Origin of the sequence: Chryseobacterium sp. KCF3-3, from assembly GCF_045865955.1 — a bacterium.
In the GTDB taxonomy this organism is placed as follows: domain Bacteria; phylum Bacteroidota; class Bacteroidia; order Flavobacteriales; family Weeksellaceae; genus Chryseobacterium.
On the sequence record NZ_AP035792.1, the window covers coordinates 3,444,369 to 3,462,786 of the forward strand.

Annotated in this window: 14 protein-coding genes; 12 read left to right on the forward strand and 2 right to left on the reverse strand. The window is 36.3% G+C overall.

Annotation, left to right across the window (positions count from 1 at the left end; translation table 11 throughout):
- Positions 1-6 precede the first annotated feature (6 nt).
- On the forward strand, positions 7-1,230 hold the full coding sequence (locus tag ACKTTZ_RS15515; protein ID WP_034695330.1) for a hypothetical protein: 1,224 nt from the start codon (positions 7-9) through the stop codon (positions 1,228-1,230).
- A 77-nt stretch (positions 1,231-1,307) separates the two neighbouring features.
- Here ACKTTZ_RS15515 and ACKTTZ_RS15520 read toward each other — a convergent pair whose 3' ends face one another.
- A complete protein-coding gene (locus ACKTTZ_RS15520; protein WP_407845966.1) occupies positions 1,308-2,570 on the reverse strand; it encodes a hypothetical protein in 1,263 nt (420 codons plus the stop codon).
- Positions 2,571-2,923: 353 nt separating this feature from the next.
- Between ACKTTZ_RS15520 and ACKTTZ_RS15525 the strand changes: the two genes are divergently transcribed.
- From ACKTTZ_RS15525 to ACKTTZ_RS15570, 10 genes are all read left to right on the forward strand, one after another.
- The gene (locus ACKTTZ_RS15525) at positions 2,924-4,555 is read left to right on the forward strand and encodes a T9SS type A sorting domain-containing protein (protein ID WP_407845967.1); all 1,632 of its coding nucleotides are present in this window, start codon (positions 2,924-2,926) and stop codon (positions 4,553-4,555) included.
- A gap of 7 nt (positions 4,556-4,562) precedes the next feature.
- Positions 4,563-7,988, forward strand: a complete 3,426-nt coding sequence (locus ACKTTZ_RS15530; RefSeq protein ID WP_407845968.1) for a hypothetical protein — start codon at positions 4,563-4,565, stop codon at positions 7,986-7,988.
- Between the two features lie 6 nt (positions 7,989-7,994).
- Complete coding sequence (locus ACKTTZ_RS15535) at positions 7,995-11,333, forward strand: DUF6443 domain-containing protein (protein ID WP_407845969.1); 3,339 nt, start codon at positions 7,995-7,997, stop codon at positions 11,331-11,333.
- A gap of 1 nt (position 11,334) precedes the next feature.
- Positions 11,335-11,865: an Imm26 family immunity protein gene (locus ACKTTZ_RS15540; RefSeq protein ID WP_407845970.1), complete on the forward strand. Its 531-nt coding sequence runs from the start codon at positions 11,335-11,337 to the stop codon at positions 11,863-11,865.
- A gap of 197 nt (positions 11,866-12,062) precedes the next feature.
- Positions 12,063-12,845, forward strand: a complete 783-nt coding sequence (locus tag ACKTTZ_RS15545; protein WP_407849166.1) for an RHS repeat-associated core domain-containing protein — start codon at positions 12,063-12,065, stop codon at positions 12,843-12,845.
- A complete protein-coding gene (locus tag ACKTTZ_RS15550) occupies positions 12,842-13,684 on the forward strand; it encodes a hypothetical protein (protein WP_407845971.1) in 843 nt (280 codons plus the stop codon). Before ACKTTZ_RS15545 ends, ACKTTZ_RS15550 begins: the two co-directional genes overlap by 4 nt.
- 184 nt (positions 13,685-13,868) lie before the next feature.
- Complete coding sequence (locus ACKTTZ_RS15555; protein ID WP_407845972.1) at positions 13,869-14,696, forward strand: RHS repeat-associated core domain-containing protein; 828 nt, start codon at positions 13,869-13,871, stop codon at positions 14,694-14,696.
- Position 14,697: 1 nt separating this feature from the next.
- The gene (locus tag ACKTTZ_RS15560; RefSeq protein ID WP_407845973.1) at positions 14,698-15,243 is read left to right on the forward strand and encodes an Imm26 family immunity protein; all 546 of its coding nucleotides are present in this window, start codon (positions 14,698-14,700) and stop codon (positions 15,241-15,243) included.
- A gap of 286 nt (positions 15,244-15,529) precedes the next feature.
- On the forward strand, positions 15,530-16,255 hold the full coding sequence (locus ACKTTZ_RS15565) for a hypothetical protein (protein WP_407845974.1): 726 nt from the start codon (positions 15,530-15,532) through the stop codon (positions 16,253-16,255).
- The gene (locus ACKTTZ_RS15570) at positions 16,221-16,640 is read left to right on the forward strand and encodes a hypothetical protein (protein ID WP_156106434.1); all 420 of its coding nucleotides are present in this window, start codon (positions 16,221-16,223) and stop codon (positions 16,638-16,640) included. Before ACKTTZ_RS15565 ends, ACKTTZ_RS15570 begins: the two co-directional genes overlap by 35 nt.
- Positions 16,641-16,938: 298 nt before the next feature.
- On the opposite strand, the gene ACKTTZ_RS15575 is transcribed toward ACKTTZ_RS15570, so the two are convergent.
- Positions 16,939-17,283 (reverse strand): MerR family transcriptional regulator, encoded by a 345-nt coding sequence (locus ACKTTZ_RS15575; protein ID WP_034695336.1) that lies wholly within the window; start codon positions 17,281-17,283, stop codon positions 16,939-16,941.
- A 210-nt stretch (positions 17,284-17,493) separates the two neighbouring features.
- Here ACKTTZ_RS15575 and ACKTTZ_RS15580 point away from each other — a divergent pair, with 210 nt between their 5' ends.
- A complete protein-coding gene (locus tag ACKTTZ_RS15580) occupies positions 17,494-18,375 on the forward strand; it encodes an AraC family transcriptional regulator (RefSeq protein WP_407845975.1) in 882 nt (293 codons plus the stop codon).
- The last annotated feature ends 43 nt before the right edge of the window (positions 18,376-18,418 follow it).

Genomic DNA, 18,418 nt, shown 5'->3' on the forward strand with positions numbered 1-18,418 from the left:
AAAATCATGAAATTAAAATTTAATTCAGTTCTACTATGTATTACTCTGGTAATATTTGTGAGTTGTCAAAATGATAATCATAATCCGGATCATCCGCATGATTCTTCGTTTTACATTGATTACAGAAGTTTAAAAGGATCATCAGACGGAATTGCCGTTATTGAACTCGATCCTGAAGCCCCCAATTTTGGAAATATCAGCAGCAGGCTTGAATTAGGTGTCGGTGTATTGCCTCACCATATTTATTATAATCAGAATGCCAATAAAATGTTTACAACTGCTCTGGGAGGCAGCTACCTTTATGAAGTAAAAGCAGGAAAAGATAAAAACGGACAGCCCATATTGATCAATGCAACACCTATTGATACCGGAGAAAATACTGTAGGTGAAAATCTGTTTTTTACTAATGACGGAAGATATTTTATGACCTTTATGGGTGGGGCAGGAGGTTCGAAAGATGGAAGTATAGGGGTTTTTAATGCTGGTAATAATCAGCTTATCAAAACCATTAAAGCTCCCATTCAAACGAATCCGAGCCAATTTATAATGTATCCGCATGGTATTTCAATTAATGAAGAAAAAGGATTAATGATGGTGACGTCAACCATTCACCCGGATCTGACAACAGGAATGGGGAATACCTGCACTTTATTAGACCTGAATACCTACGAAATAAAAGAAACGTATCAGGTAGCAGATTCTCCAACAGATTTGTCAGCTCCTGTTGAAGTTTTATTACTGCGTGGGAAATTTCCGCAATATGCACTTGCGACAACTATGCTTGGTGGAGATATCTGGATAGCTCCATACAATACGACAACCAAGAAATATGATGCTTTTACTAAGATTTTTGACGGAAGTACAAAAGGATTAGGCTGGGCGCTCGAAATGTATATTGATGACTCAAACAAACTCTATGTCAGCTTTGCAGACCCAGGAAAAGTGCTTGTCTTTGATATTAATAATCTTCCCCAGTTGAAACTTCTGAAGACTTTTGATGCCGATAAAGGAGCACATCATATGGCCTTCTTTAAAACCAAATCCGGAAAAGAGGTGGTTGCAGTGCAAAATAATTTATTGGATCTCCCTAACTTAAATTCCGGAACTATTAGCGTAATTGATATTAATACGGGAAAAACATTGGGTACCGTAAATTTACGTGAGCGATATGGAATACTGCCGGAATCTATTGAAGGAACCAATGGGCCAAGCAATTATATGCATCATTAAATTTAAAAATATAGGTTGAGAATACAAACCCGTCCGGAATAGTATTTTGGACGGGTTTATATCTTTATCGGATTGTATTATTTTACATATAATTTCATTCTTTCTTCATATTCTGATTTTAATTTTAAAAGTTTCCATATTTTTTTATCATCAGGATTACTGATTCGGTAGAAAATAATCTTGTCTGCAGAATACTTGAAATAGGGATGGTTTTTAAGCCATTCTTCAGGGGCTTCTGCTAGTGAATATCGGGGGACATCCGAGGTGTTCAGTGGTGCTGTTGAAATCAGTTTCTGAACAAGATCCCGATCAATATTGTAAGTGCTTAAAATTTGCTGCTTATTCATAAAACCTCCCAGTTTCTTTCTGAAACCAATTATTGAGCCTGCACTTCTTTCATCCAGCCCAAATTCTATAAGCTGTTTAAAAGTAATGGTATTAAGATCTGTTTTTGAAAAATCTGTTTGTTCCTGTTGTTTTTCCTGAAGTTTGATATAAGGTTTCATCTCCTGAAATTTCTCTGCGGAAATCACAAAACATTTCTGCAGATCGTCTAAGCTTTTAAAATTTCCCCGTAAATTCCTGTCCCGGTAATTGATGATAGTGATTGCTTGCTTTTCTGAAAACCCAAGTGCTTTCCACTCATCTAGACCAAGCTGATTAGGATCAAATGGATGATATTGAATCTTGGATTTTACAGGATTATTCTTTACGGAATTCCTGAAGTTTTCCGGAGTTTTTGTAGGAAGCAAAAGATAGGGTTCAAGCTTGCTGTAATTCTCCGAAGAGATGATAAAACATTCTTTAAATTTTTCTTTACTGATAAAACTTCCCCCGAGATAATTTCTATACTTTATAATGGCTTCTGACTGTCTTTCGCTAAAGCCCATTTTAAGCCAGTCATTGGCAGAAAACTGATCAGGATTGAATTTTCCTGAAATCATAATTCCTTTCTTTCCGTATGTAGTGAATCTTTTGGAATCTCCTTTTTCTGCTATTTCAGGAAGTAAAATAAAAGAAGCAAGTTCACTGAATTTCTCTTCAGAAATAGCATAACATTTTTTCAACTGTTCTTTTGATGTAAATTTTCCCCCTACAATATCTTTATATTTCAGGATGGTTGCTGTTTGTTTCTCTGAAAATCCAAGTTTCTGCCACTGTTCATTGTCCAGCGTATTGGGATCAAAATCTGATAGGTTTACTGGTATTGAAGCATCTTTGATGAACGTAACTTCAGGAAACGGTTCTTTTTCCCGGCTGGTGTATTTCTGATAGGCAAATAATACAGTCAGTAACGTGACCATAAATGCCAGTTTCTGGTAATAGCTTTTTCTCATCATAAAGTAAACTTACTGAGAAAAATAAAGCATCGCAATAGCTGATCCTGAAATGGTTGATTATGATATAGAGAAAGTATTTTATTGTTGATGGGCTAATGGTAATATTGTCATTTATGTGTGATAATTTCACCTTTGAAGATGAATATTCTTATTTTATTTTTAATATGACAGTTTTTGTCTTCATGCAGAGATAATTTTCATCAAAATAAGATGAATTGTAATGTGTTAGAAAGGAAATTTAATTATTAATAGTATGATTTACAGTATATTGAATTAAAGTAGTTTTCGTGTCTTAAAAAGAATTAAATTCGTATAGTTTTTATAATTAATTACTACTCAAAAACAATACAAAGATGAAAAAAATATCTCTCGGTGCATTCACTTTATGCACGGTTCTGGGTATCTCTGCCCAGGAAGTGATATGGCAGAAAGACATCCAATCCTCTACCCAGGATTTTCTAAGCCAGGTCACTACAACCATAGATCAGCAGTATTTGATCACGGGAAGTTCTATTCAAAGCAATAAGCAACAGGCTTCAAGCAGTAAGCAGAATAACGGATATGATTTTCATCTGGTAAAACTCAATCAACATAGTCAAGAAGTCTGGGAGAAATATTTCTCAGGACCAAACCATGATTATTTATCGGCAACTGTTACCACACAGGATGGAGGGTTTTTATTAACCGGAACATCTTATTCAGGAAAAGGACTGGACAAAAAAGAGGATTCCAAAGGAGGATCAGATATCTGGCTGATCAGAATTAATGAATTTGGTGATGAATTGTGGCAGAAAACCTTAGGAAGTTCTTCTGATGAAGAAGCAAGAGCTGTTATCCAAACTACTGATTTAGGATTCTTTGTTGCCGGAAATATACAGAATGCTTCAAAAGGCTATGGTTCTAAAGATGTTTTAATCACAAAACTGGATAAAAATGGAAAAGAATTATCACAATTAATTTTAGGTGGAAAAGGTTTAGATGAAGTAGCGAAGATGATCCCAACCCGTGATGGAGGTGCATTACTTGGGATATATTCAAGGAGTTCCGAGGTTCGTGCTTCGGGTTCTGAAAATGATTCCGGGATGCGAGGCGCAGGTTCTGCATCAAACGTTCAAAACTCAAATCCCGTATCCCGAAACTCAAAACAAACTGAAAACTTCGGTGAGGGAGACTACTGGATTGTCAAGTTGGACAAAAACGGGAAAGTAGAATGGGAAAAGAACTTCGGAGGAAAAGGGGATGATCATTTGAGAACCCTGGCTTTAACTTCTACTGGTTTTATCATTGGTGGAGAATCCAGATCAGAAAGATCGGGAAACAAAACCGTAGGTATTGAAGAAGGAACAGATCTTTGGCTTATTTCCCTAAACGAAAGAGGTGAAGAACAGTGGCAAAAGTCCTATAGTTTTGGCAACCGTGATATTCTGATGGGAATGAGCGTTCTTCATTCTGCGGATGACAACTCTTCTAAAGGAATTTTATTAGGAGGATACACTCAGGCAGAAGGAAGAATACAGACAGATGATGAAACTTTTTGGATGCTGTATTTGGATCAGAATGGAAATGAACAGTGGAGGAAACATGTGAAAGGAGAATCCAGACAAAAAGAAGAAAGGCTTTCTGATTTAAAACTGAACAGAGATGGTTCTATTATTCTGGCAGGAACCAGTGCAGAAGAATTAGGTAAAGAGAACTGGAAGATTGTTAAGCTGGGAGACAAACAAGTTGATCAGTTGATTGAAAAATATGATATCAAGATCTATCCGAATCCAGTATCAGATTATGCTTATGTAGAAATAGGATTCAACGACTTCAAAGAAGCAGATATTCTGTTGTATGACATGAGCGGAAGACAACTTCAAAGTATAAAAACCAAAAACAGAGTTACTAAGGTTAATACCCAGGCTTTGGTTCAGGGAGCTTACTTAATTACCATAAAAACAGATACCAACAAAACGGCAAGTGCTAAATTAATTAAGAAATAAAAACACAATGAAAAAGAATATAACCAGTTTGTTTTTTTGCCTGTCCCTTGGAATAGCATTAGCGCAAACTACAGGCAGCAAACCATCCACCCTTCCAAATATTATTCCTCCATCTGCAGAGTCTTACAAACTTGGCTCTTTTGGAAACCTTCCCGTAAGTCTTTTCACGGGAAATGCTAATGTAGATATCCCTGTAACCTCCTTTGCAGCAGGAAATATTACTATTCCCATCAGACTTAATTATTTTTCCAATGGAATCAAAGTGGATGATATGAATGGCTCTACAGGCTTAGGCTGGAATCTTGTTTCAGGAGGCGTAATAACCAGGGTAATAAGAGATATGCCTGATGAAGACCATCAGAGCAATGTAGTGATTCCCACTAATATTGATGGACTTGGCGTAAACCATCCAACAGTCATGCAGTTTTTCCAGGATGCTTCCTTTGATGATATAGATACAGAGCAGGATTTGTATATGGCAAGTTTTGGAGGGATGCAGATTAAATTTGTCTTTGACAAAAAAGGAATTCCTGTCATTTATTCCCAAAAAGATGTAGTGATTGAGGGAACCAGTGGAGGAAATTCCTTTACTATAACGGTAGATAATGGAACCAAATACTATTTTACAGATAAAGAGACGACATCTAACCGCACCGCTGGTGCAGGACATTCTCTTATATCCATTTCTACCACAGCCTGGTATCTGACAAAAATTGAGGATATAAACAGTGGAGAAATTGTATTTATTGAAAATGTAGATGGTGGTTATACCAACACGATGAGCCAGTCACAGACCTTATCTTACACATCACCTAACGCGGGTCCAATGACATCAAGTTGTGGAAATCCTGCATTCATCCGATACCCTCAGGTAAGTGAATTGATCAACCATAACCAGACCGTTGCCGGAAAACAGATCAAGAGAATATACAGTAACAATCCTTCTTATGGGGAGATTATATTTGATTATCTGCAATCAGGAGGCAGCAGTGATTATAAACGATTGCAAAAGGTTACTAGAAAAGTTAACGGCAGTATTATTAATAACGTTACACTCAATTACAAACTTACAGCCAACAACAGGTTATTTCTCACTTCTGTAGTGGACGGTATTTTAAACACTACCTATGGGTTTGAATATAATTTACCGGATGTATTTCCTCAAAGACTCTCCTTCAGTAGAGATAGTTGGGGATATTATAATGGTGTAACCGGCAACACCAATCTTGTCCCTTCCATATATGAGGTAGCTTTGTGGAGCTCATATAACGGAGCATCGCAGCCAGTCAGCCCGCAACATACACCTATAGGGATGCTTCAGAAGGTTATTTACCCTACTAAAGGCTCTACTGAATTTTTTTATGAAAATAATACTTCGATTGAGAAAAATGTGATGTTGAGCCCATCAGAAAGAACGGGGGTCCAGATCAAGGCAACTGCGGATGATAATAATGCTCATGTTGAAAATACAGTGGTTTTTACTCCACTAAAAACAGAAGAAATAAGCTTGGGAGGGAGTGCCCAGTTTAACAATACGTGTGATCCTGCTGAACAAATCACCGGAAAGCACAGAGCTATTGTTAGACTCTTGAAACCCGGTGGACAAGCCGTGCCATTGTATTATAAAACTTCAACAGGGGTTGTTACCAATGCAGGTAATTCAGTTACTTTTCCTACCAATAATGGAGGAGGTATTTTTGCCCATGTCCAGAAAGATGAACCTTTAACCCTTAAGCTTTGGACACTATTTGTTTGTACCCGTTCCACTGCATCCGCAAGCTATACCAGTAAAGAGGCAGTTTATGGAGACAGAGAAGTGCCTATTGGAGGTTTAAGAATCGCTAAAATTGTAGATACCTCAGAAAATGGAGTAGCCAATACAAGAAAGTTTATTTATCGTGATTTAAATGAACAAAACACGGAAGCTACTGTATTAAGAACTCCGGCATTTCAGGAGCAGCTTCTTTATACCAGAACTTGTAGTACAAATAATCCCAATCTGCCAAGTGGATCAGTTCCTACAGGAGTAGAAAGGTTTTCCTATACAATGGTAACATCTTCCAATATTAATCAGCTATTTGCTACCCATCCCAATGTATTTTATAAAACCGTGCAGGAAATTGTAGAAGGAAAATCAAATATTATTCATAAATACTCTACCAATGCAGATGATTTCGGAAAAGTAATTCATGGGGATAATATCCGAAACTCTGTATGGACCAATTTTGGTTGGAATAATGGACGAGAAATTCTGACTCAATATCTTGATGCAGGAGGTAATCCGGTACGCATTGTAGAGATGAATTATGAAGAGGATAACAGCAGAAAATATCAGGTAGATGGTTTTTCGATCAGAAAAAATTATGAGAATCCTGTCACTAAGAATGAGACAAAACTCTGTACGGCAGAAGATGTGGTAAAAACCATATCGTATACCTATTGTACTGCCAATCATTCTCACAAATACAATGCGGTAGATGGATATAAAAACTGTCAGGCAGCAGGTGCCCAAAATACCACTCAAACATATAATGATGTCTGTTTTGGTAAACCTGTAGGCCTGATTACCTATGAAGACAAGCTGGATAATCTTGATATTGTACAATACAAAAACATTTCCCATTTCGAATATCTGAAGTCCCAGAAAACAACAGATTATTTGAACGGAAATGCCATGAAAACAGAAACCCAATATTTCTTCAACAATCCCAAACACCATCAACTGACCAGTGAGAAAACAATTTTCCCTGATCTTTCTACTGCAGAAAAAACCTATCAGTATGCTCACGAGAAAAATAACCAGCTGATGATTGATAAAAACATGGTGGGGATTCCATTGGAAACGAAAGCACAACAAACGGTAAATAATATCACCAAAGTGACCTCCCGTGATGAAACAATTTATCCAACCGCTCTGCCTCATGCAATTACCGGAAATTTAGTTCTTCCTCTGTCTGAATATTCTTATGATACCCTTAATCCGGCTATTTCTTCTAAGGATGTTACCTATGAAAAATATGATGACAAAGGAAATATTCTTCAATACAGGGAGAAAGACGGTACTCCGGTAAGTATTGTCTGGGGATACAACAAGACAAGGCCGATAGCCAAAATTGTAGGTTCTTTGTATAGCCAAATAGAAGGAATGATCAGTGCTATTGTAACCAAATCCAATGAAGATGCTGCTGATCCCACCAAAGAAGCTGAACTCTTAGTGGCTCTTGATGCTTTTCAGCCTGTTGGAATGACCACCAAATATACTTACGATCCTTTAGTAGGAGTAACCACTATTACTCCACCTTCAGGAGTTAGAGAACTCTATATTTATGACTCAGCTAACAGATTGAAACAGGTTCAGATAAGGGAAAGAGACAACACCGGAACCTATAGCTATAAGGTAGTTAAAGAATTCAAGTATAATTATAAACAGTAAACACCCATGAAAAAAATACAACTTTTAGGTCTGCTGTTTACAGCGATGACGGCCTTTGCACAAAGCACCACAGAAAACTATATACAGTCCAAAACCTGTTTAAATGGAGACTGCAGCAAGAAAACAGAAACAGTTACCTATTTTGACGGATTAGGAAGACCCAAACAGATCATTAGCGTAAAAGCCACCACTACCGGGAAAGACTTAGTTACTCCTATTACTTATGATGGGTATGGAAGACAGGCTAAAGATATTCTTCCTGTTCCTGCCAATAGCCTCAATTCAGCAATCCATACTGGGATTGTGAATGAAACGGCGGCTAATTCTTATTACGGTGTCACCAATGCGTATACAGAAAGAGAGATTGAAAATTCTCCATTGGACAGGGTAAAACAAGTGGCCCAGCCGGGTGAACCTTGGAAAATGGCATCCGGACATACCCAAAAGTATAAATATGAAGTAAACCAGGGCTCAGAAGTAAAGAAATTTATCACCAATACAACTACCAGTACAACCGGAACAGATAACAAAACGGTTTCTTCTGTATCCATAGTCCCAGGCAGTGAATTTTATGGGGCAGGAACATTATACAAAAATACGGTAACCGATGAGGATGGAACTCCTGTGATACAGTTTCAGAACGGACGTGGTGAGACTATTCTCGTACGTAGAACAGATGGAACCCAAAACATTGATACCTATTATGTGTACAATGAATACGGACAAAAAGCATTTGTAATTCCCCCTCTGGCAGTAAAGAAAATTGAACAAAACAGCAATGTTGTTACCTCCGATATTGTAAACAGTCTTTGTTATCAGTACCGATATGATGGATTGGACAGACAGGTGGAGAAAAGGCTGCCCGGAAGAGACGATTGGGAATCTGTGGTGTATGATGCGTCTGACCGCCCGGTGCTTACCCAGGATGTAAACCTGAAAAATAAAGGGAAATGGCTAATGACCAAGTATGATGCCTTTGGCCGTGTTGCCTATACCGGGCTCATTGACGGAGGAAGCCGTGCCGATCTGCAAGGACAGATTAATAACCTTGTTATTAACGAAACCCCTACTGCTATAGGTTTCAGCAAAAACGGGATTGTAGTGTATTACACCAATACTCTTTTTACTAATTTTCAGACACTTCTTTCTGTTCATTACTATGACTCTTATCCAAGAGATACCAAAGAGTTTCCCCCTGCGAAAATCCTTGATCAATATGTCGTGAACGAAGATAAATCGCTTAACGGAGGAGCCAATACCCAAGGTCTGACCACCGCCTCTTATGTGAAAAATATTGAAGATGATAACTGGACGAAAACCTATTTCTATTACAATACCAAAGGAGGAAAAGTAGCAGAAAAAAGCTGGAATCATTTAGGTGGGTACACCAAAAAGGAATTTAAGCTTGATTTCTCCGGTGCTGTAGATGAAAGCTATACCTATCACAAAAAAGGGAATACAGATGCAGAAGTGGTGATCAAAGAAACGTTTGTGTATGATGGGCAGAAAAGACTGCTGAAGCATTATCACAAGGTGAACAGCCAGACAGAAGAACTGCTGTTAGAAAATACCTACAATGACCTGGGACAGCTTATCAATAAAAAGACAGGAAATACCACGGGTACACCGTTACAGTCTATAGACCAGACCTACAATATCCGCGGATGGATTACCAAAGTGAATGATCCTACGAGCTTAAATGGGAAGCTTTTTGCCTATGAACTGAAATACCATAATCCTGCGTACTCCACAGTTTCTACAGGGAAATACAACGGGAATATTGCAGAAATAGATTGGCAGGCTGCTGACGGAGGAACGTTTAGAAGATATAATTATCAGTACGATGGATTGGACCGTTTAAAAAGTGGAATCTATTCTGAGCCCAATGCCACTGTACCCCAGAATAATTATTATAATGAAGCCCTGAGCTATGATGTCAACGGGAATATCCAGACCCTAAAAAGAAACAGATTATTATCAAATGTAGGAGCTGTAGTGATGGATAATCTGGGATATACTTACACCGGGAACAGACTCACTAAGGTGAATGATACTTCGGGAAATTATGCTGGCTACCCCGACGTTTCAGGAAATGAGATTCCTTATGATGGCAACGGAAACATGACCAGCCATGTTGATAAGGGAATATTACAGATCAGTTACAATTACCTGAACCTTCCCAATTATATAGAATTCAATTCTTTATATAAACCACGTAATTTTAACAATCTGCTTTTCAATGTCAATACTAAATATGTATACAAAGCAGATGGTACCAAGCTTAAAAAGATGTATACCTTCGGTGCCGGCAAAGCAAATATAGAAACCACCTCTACTACAGACTATCTGGATGGATTTCAATATAACGATCAGATATTACAGTTTGTGCCTACTTCGGAAGGGTATTATGATTTCGTCCAAAATAAGTATATTTACAACTATACAGATCAGGTAGGAAACATCAGACTGGCGTACTATAAAGATGCTTCCGGTATCCTGAGAATAGACAGAACCAATCATTACTATCCTTTCGGGCTAGAGTTTGGCGGAGAATTAAGTACTGCTAATTCCATTACACCCAATTATAAGTATTCTTCTCAGGGACAGGAAAAACAAACGGAAACTGGATGGAGCTCTTACTGTTGGCGAAATTATGATGCCGGGATGGCGAGGTTCTTTAATGTAGACCCGTTAAGTGAAAAATATGCTTATCAGTCGCATTATAATTTCTCGGAAAACAGGGTTGTCGATGGTAGGGAACTGGAAGGATTGGAGTGGATACCCCTACCCATCTATGGAGTTGGAGCTATGACACCACCTCCGGTTTACGCTGGAAAACCGGGAGCAGGATCTGCAGTGTATGAGCAGATGAAGAGCAATGCTATTAATAATTATAATGGCTTAATACGAGGGTTAGGTACCCAAATTAATGTTCTTGCAGCAGTAGGTACTACGGGCTTAGTAATCGCTAACCGTGTACTTAATAACGATTCTGATAAAAAAGGAGACAGTAAAGCTGAAAATAAAGGAAGTGACACAAAATCTGAAGAAGAAGGTATTATCTACAAAAGAAAGGAAAAAACGGGAAAAGAAAAAGACTATGTAGGACAAGCCAAAGATTCAGCAAGATATAAGAAACGACAAAGAGAACATCAAAGAGCTAATAAGGATGCCGACTATGAATTTGAAGAAATTGATAGAGGTAAGCCGGGAAAAGATCTTGACAGGAAGGAACAAAAACATATTGATGAAGGAGGAGGCCCAACTAATAAATCCAATCCTAACGGGGGATTACAGAACAAAAGAAATCAAATTAAACCACCAAAATTACCAAAACAACCATAAAATGGCTAAGAGATTTAAATTAAACGAAGGTGATATTTTCGCAATCCCTTTGGGAAATAACGAATTTGGTATAGGGCAAATTATAAATTTCCCCAAAACCTCTGATGCATTTATTGTCATAATATTTGATCGAAAAATTGATGATTTAGAAAAGTATGCAGATTTAAAAATAGAGGATTTAAAAATAATTTTTCTCGGGTATACCTTTGATGCTAAATTATATTATAAAGATTGGTTAATAATCGGAAATTATATGGATAATATAACATCCATTCATTTACCTTTTTTTAAACTTGGAACAAGTGATGATGCTCGATTGGTTGATTATAAAAGTAAAGTTTTGAAGCATATAGACGAATCTCAATTTAATAAGTTAACATATAAATCTGAAATAGCCCCTATCCGTTTTGAAAATGCATTAAAAGCCCATTTTGGCTTGCAAGAGTGGATTCCAGAGGATTATGATAAAATTTTGTATGAAAAGACTCTTGAGTCAGTAAAAATTGCGGAAGAAATATTAAGCAATGATTAATTTTTAAAATCTGACAATTAATGATTTAGGGTATTGAATTAATACCCTAAATTTTTATAAAGTACTTTACCGATCATATTGGAAACATCAGACTGGCGTATTATAAAGATGCTTCCGGTAGCCTGAGAATAGACAGAACCACAAATTTTTATCCTTTTGGACTGGAGTTTGGAGACTATTTAGGAACTGCTAATTCTATCACTCCAAATTATAAGTACTCTACCCAGGGACAGGAAAAACAGACTGAGACGGGATGGAGTTCCTTTAAATGGAGAAACTATGATCCTTCATTGGGAAGGTTTTTCAATGTAGATCCTTTAGCAGAAATCTATCCTACATGGTCTACTTATGCTTTCAGCGGAAACAGAGTTGTGGATGCAAGGGAATTAGAAGGATTAGAGCCTGTACTGCTGCCAATATATGGACCTGGGGTTGTAGCAGCTCCACCTGGATATTCAGTAAAACCGGGAGCAGGATCAGCAGTGTATGAGCAGATGAAGAGTAATGCCATTAATAACTATAATGGCTTAATGCGAGGCTTAGCTGCTCAAATAACCGCCGTTGCGGCAGTAGGTACTACAGGAGTAACCATTGCTAGCCGTGTCCTGAATAACGATAGTGATAAAAAAGGTAAAAGTGGAGATAGTGGTTCTTCTGCTGAAAAAAAGAAAACCGGATCATATACAAATACTCATCAAAGTGGTAAAAAATATCACGGAAAAGGTGATGAAAAAAGAGCAGCAAAATCTGGAAAAGAAAAGGCAGAAAAGAATGATGATCCTTTGGAAAAGACAGATTGGACAGAAGCGAAAAACGATAGAGAAGCATTTAAGCAGGAATCTGAACGAATGGAAACAGACGCTGACAAGAAAAAGGGAACTCCTGGACACAAAAGTGACAATAATTACAATCAAAGAAGGTCTCCTGGTGACAGATATAGAGAGCAGGACGCAAAGAATTATAATAACAAGCAATTATGATAAATAATGGATATGCTATCGCGGAAGATGGTAAAACTTTGGCTATAGGGGGAGGTAATCGTAGTTTATCTGAAGAGATAGAATACATAAAATCAGAAAAAATCTGTTCTATTTCTATCAATTCAGATTCTATTAAAGATTTATCTTTCTTAAAAGAAATTACCTTTATTGAAGAAATCTATCTAAACAAATTTGATATTGATTACTCAGGGCTATATGAATTGAATAATCTTAAGAAGATTACAGTTAATATTCATGACCCCAAATCTAAACCAAGTATCGACTATTCTCAATTTAAGAAGTTAGAGTACCTTTCAATTGATTGGTACAATGAACAAATAGATTTGTCCGAAAATAGATGTTTGGAAACATTAGTCATTTGGAAGTTTAGACCCAAAAATAAATCTTTTTCGTTTATTAAGTTACCAGACTCGCTTGAAAAAATACATATTACAGAAAGTAATATTCAGAATTTTGAGGGATTAAAACTCTCAAAATTGAAAATTTTCGAGGGACATTATTGTAGTCAATTAAGTACTTTAAAGGGGCTCGAGAATATTTGTGAAAATTTAGAAATTTTGATTTTAGACTATTGTAGGAAATTAATTCAGTATAATGAATTGAAGGATTGTTTAAATCTGGAAAAATTAATTTTAGGGGACTGTGGAGATATTCCTGACTTAAAATGGATCAAGTCATTGAGGAAATTAAAGCATTTTTCTTTTTATAACACCAAATTGGTGGATGGTAATGTAAGCCCTTGCTTTGGTATTCAATATGTAAGTTTTAAAAATAATAAAAACTACAATCATAAAATAGAAGAGTTTAGAGATAAGTGATAATGCCAGCGATAGTAACAAGCCCCCTGCTCTTGCACGAATCCTTTCGTGTGGCAGATAAACAAAAAACCACTGCAATTGTGGTGGTTTTTTCTATCTCTTAGAAAAGCCATTATAGTAATACAAAGATCAGGTAGGAAACATAAGACTGGCGTATTATAAAGATGCTTCCGGAAACCTGCAAATGGATAGAGCCAACCATTACTATCCCTTTGGATTGGAGTTTGGCGGAGATTTAAATATTTCTTCAATATCTCCAAGCTATCGATACTCTTCTCAGGGACAGGAAAACCAGGTTGATACTAAATGGAGTTCTTACCGATGGCGGAATTATGATGCTTCAATGGGAAGGTTCTTTACTGTAGATCCTTTAGCAGAAATCTATCCTACATGGTCTACTTATGCTTTTAGTGGAAACAGAGTTATTGATGCAAGGGAGTTAGAAGGATTAGAGCCTGTACTACTACCTGCATATGGAGTTGGAGCTATGACACCTCCTCCTATGTATTCTGGAAAAGCGGGAGCCGGTTCTTCTATTTATGAGACGGCAAAGAGTAATGCCATCAATAATTATAATGGGTTATTAAGAGTAATTGGTACTCAGATAAATGTTGCCGCCGCAGTAGGTAGTACAGGATTAGTGATTGCAAAGCGTGTTCTGAACAGTGAAGGAGATAGCAAAGCCGAAAACAAAGGAAGTGATACGAAATCTGAGGAAGAAGGTGTTATCTATAAAAGAAAAGATAAAAATGGAGAGGAAAAAGATTATGTGGGACAGGCAAAAAATGAGGGTAGATATGAAAAAAGAAAAAAAGAACATCAAAGAAAAAACCCAGATGCAGATTATGATTTCAATATTATAGATCGAGGAAAACCGGGTAAGGATCTTGATAAGAAAGAACAAAAACATATAGACGAAGGAGGGGGACCAACTAATAAATCCAATCCTAATGGAGGATTAGAAAATAAAAGAAATCAAATTAAACAACCAAAAGTACCAAAACATTCATAGGATGGCTAAAAGATTTAAATTAAATGTGGGTGATGTTTTTACAATTCCCCTTGAGAATGATGAATTTGGAATAGGACAAATTGTTTATATGCCAAACCACAAGCATAATTTTATAATGATCGTTTTCGATAAAAAGTATAATTTAAAAGAAGAAGTTGACTTAAATGGGTTACAAGATTTAAAAGTACTTTTCTTAGGATATACTGTTGATGCAAAACTGTATCATAAGCATTGGGAAATAATAGGAAATACTTTGTCTAATTTATCATCAGTCAAGTTTCCTTGTTATAAATTAGGCTTACCAAATGATGACTATCCTGACGGAGCAAGGCTGGTTGACCACAAGGGAAATGTTCTGGCAAATATTGATAAAGATACATTTGACAGTCTTTCATATCAAAATGAAGTCGGGCCAATTCGATTTCAAAATGCATTAAAAGCCCATTTTGGTTTGCAAGAGTGGATTCCAGAGGATTATGATAAAATTTTGTATGTGAAAACCTTAGAGTCAGTAAAAATTGCTGAAGAGATATTAAATAATGAGTAATTTCTAAACTTGTAATAATTTAGGGTATTGGAAACAGTACCCTAAATTTTAATAAGCAAATTATAGCGATCAGTTAGGAAACATCAGAGTTGCGTATTATAAAGATGCTTCCGGTAACGTTAAAGTAGACAGAACTAATCATTACTATCCTTTCGGGCTTGAGTTTGGTGGAGATTTTAATATTAATGGTACAGTAACCCCAAGCTATAGATACTCTACGCAGGGACAGGAAAACCAGATTGATACCAAATGGAGTTCTTATAGATGGAGGAATTATGACACTGGTATGGCGAGGTTCTTTAATGTTGACCCGCTAAGTGAAAAATATGCTTATCAGTCACACTATAATTTCTCGGAAAATAAAGTTATATCCCATAGAGAATTAGAGGGCTTAGAAGCAATAGATGCTAATAAAATTAGAGAAACTTTTGATAATGGAAAAAAAGGGAAAAGCTATCAATTAGTTATTCATGTAGATCAACCAGGGAAAGGAGGAGATAGAACTGTATATCAAATTAGTCCAAATAGAGATTCAGGACATGCATTTATAACATTAAATAGGAAAAATACGGATGGTACAACAGATTCTAAAACTTTTGGCTTTTATCCTTATCCACCTAGTGTCAATCCTATAGCATCAGAGGCATCAGGAAAAATAAAAGATAATTTTGGTCATGAACAAGAAGTAGTACAAACAAGGTCTATTAACGAAAAAAACTTTAATGATATTTTAGATTTTGTAGAATCAGATCAAAATACAAAATATGATCTAAATACCAATAATTGCGCTGACTTTGTTATAAACACTGCAGCAGCAGGAGGTATCAAATTGCCAAAAACTACGAGTTCATATGGTGGATTCAAAGGACATAATCCGGGTGATTTAGGTGAAGATATAAGAGAACAAAATAATAATATTCGCAAGGGAAAGACCCTTGAAGGTAATTCAAAAACACCAAAAAATAAAAATAATGAGAGTGATAACGATAGAGTTAAAGGTATTGGTTTGTAGTTTAGCAGTTGTTTTTTTCTGCTTTTGCTGTTCAAAACCAAAACAACAGTATAGTAACCCGGTTTTTGCTACTTTTTTTAATGAATTAAGTAGTGAGAGTGCAGAAAAATTTTATGACTCTTACTATAAAGATAAACCAAAAGACTATAAGGAGGGCTATATTCAAGTATTAAAGGAATTTAAAAAATATAATTGTGAATTTACTATTACAGATTACAACTCTTATAAAAGTAAAAAGCCTAATTTAGATGGCATAACTGAAGGTGTTTATATTCTAGAAAACAAACATCTAAAAGAACCATTTTTTATTAAAATTGAGAACAATAAAGTACAATATTTACTTTCAATAGGCAAAGGTAAAGAAGATATTATTGGTTGGCTTTAAATCGGTTCCCCCGCTCCCGCACGAATCCTTTCGTGTGGTAGATAAAAATAAACCCACTGCAACCGCGGTGGGTTTTATTTTTGGCTCAGAAACCTGAAATCTTGTTAACCATTAAATCGTCTTCAGCAACTTAGAAAGTTCGTTCAGCCCGTTCTATAACCCTTATAATCTCCTTAGTCAAGGGGGAGCTAAGGTATAGTATATTGTAAAAATAGCTGTTTATCGTATTTCCTGATAGGCTTAAATAAAACCTCCGCTGCAATTCATTGCAGCGGAGGTTTTTATATTTTCAAAGAAACTATTCTTCCTCTCTTTCTCCCAAAGATTCTTTCAGCTTAATCAATTCAGCTTTTACAAATTCCAGGCGGTCAATCAGAGTGATGGTTTCAGAAATTTTACTGTTGGTTGTCAGAGCGACGCGGGCTCCGTCCAGGGTATATCCTTTTTCTTTTACCAGATGGTAGATCATCTGAAGGTTTTTAATATCTTCAGGAGTGAAATATCGGTTTCCTTTTCTGTTTTTTTTAGGCTTGATAATCGGGAATTCCTGTTCCCAGTAACGTATTAATGAAGTGTTTACATCGAATGCTTTCGCAACTTCTCCTATCGAATAATACAGCTTATCAGGTAAATTTATTTTCATTTTACAACTCCTAAACTTCAAAGATAAAAATTTTTTAAAGTTTCACCCAAAATATATTGTAAAAAGTGCGGTCATACTTTGTTTCAATGGAATTTATAGGGCCAAATTCATGATTCAATGGCACACATTTATTGTAGCATATACAGAGGACCGTTATTTACCAGCTCTTTTTTGTCTAAATTTGTGAATTCTTACGATACATAAATATAAATGAATCCGATTTCTGTTCTTCATATCGATCTTTTCCAGGCGGGTAAAAATACTTCAGATTTTTATTTTAATACAATGAAGAATCATTTGGTGGTGGGACATCGTCATATAGAGAAACCTCACAGACATGATTTTTATGCTGCGGTTCTTTTTACTAAAGGAACAGGCGTACATGAAATAGACTTTCAAAGGTATGAAGTTTCGGAAGGAAGCTTGTTTTTTCTGTCGCCGGGACAGATTCACAGTTGGGAACTTTCCGAAGATATTGATGGATATATTTTCTTCTGTTCTCAGGAGTTTTATGAAATGCATTATGTGAATCAGAAACTGAGAAATTTTCCCTTCTTTGGATCTGTATCGTTTCCGAGAAAACTTCAATTGGATGCTGGTGAGCTTAAGAAAAACATTAGCTTATTTCAGGAATTGGGAGAAGAACATCAGACTAAAAGCATAATGAAAGAAGGGCTGATTTTATCATTGATGTCTCAGATTTTCATCAATGCTTCCAGATTGTTTTCAAAGGATTTTGATACAATGGATTCAGCTGCCGGACTTTCTTATTTTAAACATTATCAGGATTTTGAAAATCTGATTGAACAAAACTTTACCCAACATAAATCCATTACCCATTATGCCTCTTTATTAGGAATTTCATCCAAACACCTGAACAGGATTGCACAGACTGTTGTTCAAAAAACAGCTACAGATGTGATTACAGAAAGAGTAGTGCTGGAAGCCAAAAGGATGTTAATGTACCTGGATGAAAGCCTGGTTGAAATTGCTTTCAGATTAGGATATGAAGAATATTCCTACTTTGTAAGAGTATTCCGGAAAAGCTCCGGAATGACTCCTACGCAGTTTATGAGGAAATATAAGGCTTAATGAGTGTAAAATTTAGAGTTTAAGGTTCAAAGTTTAATGTTTA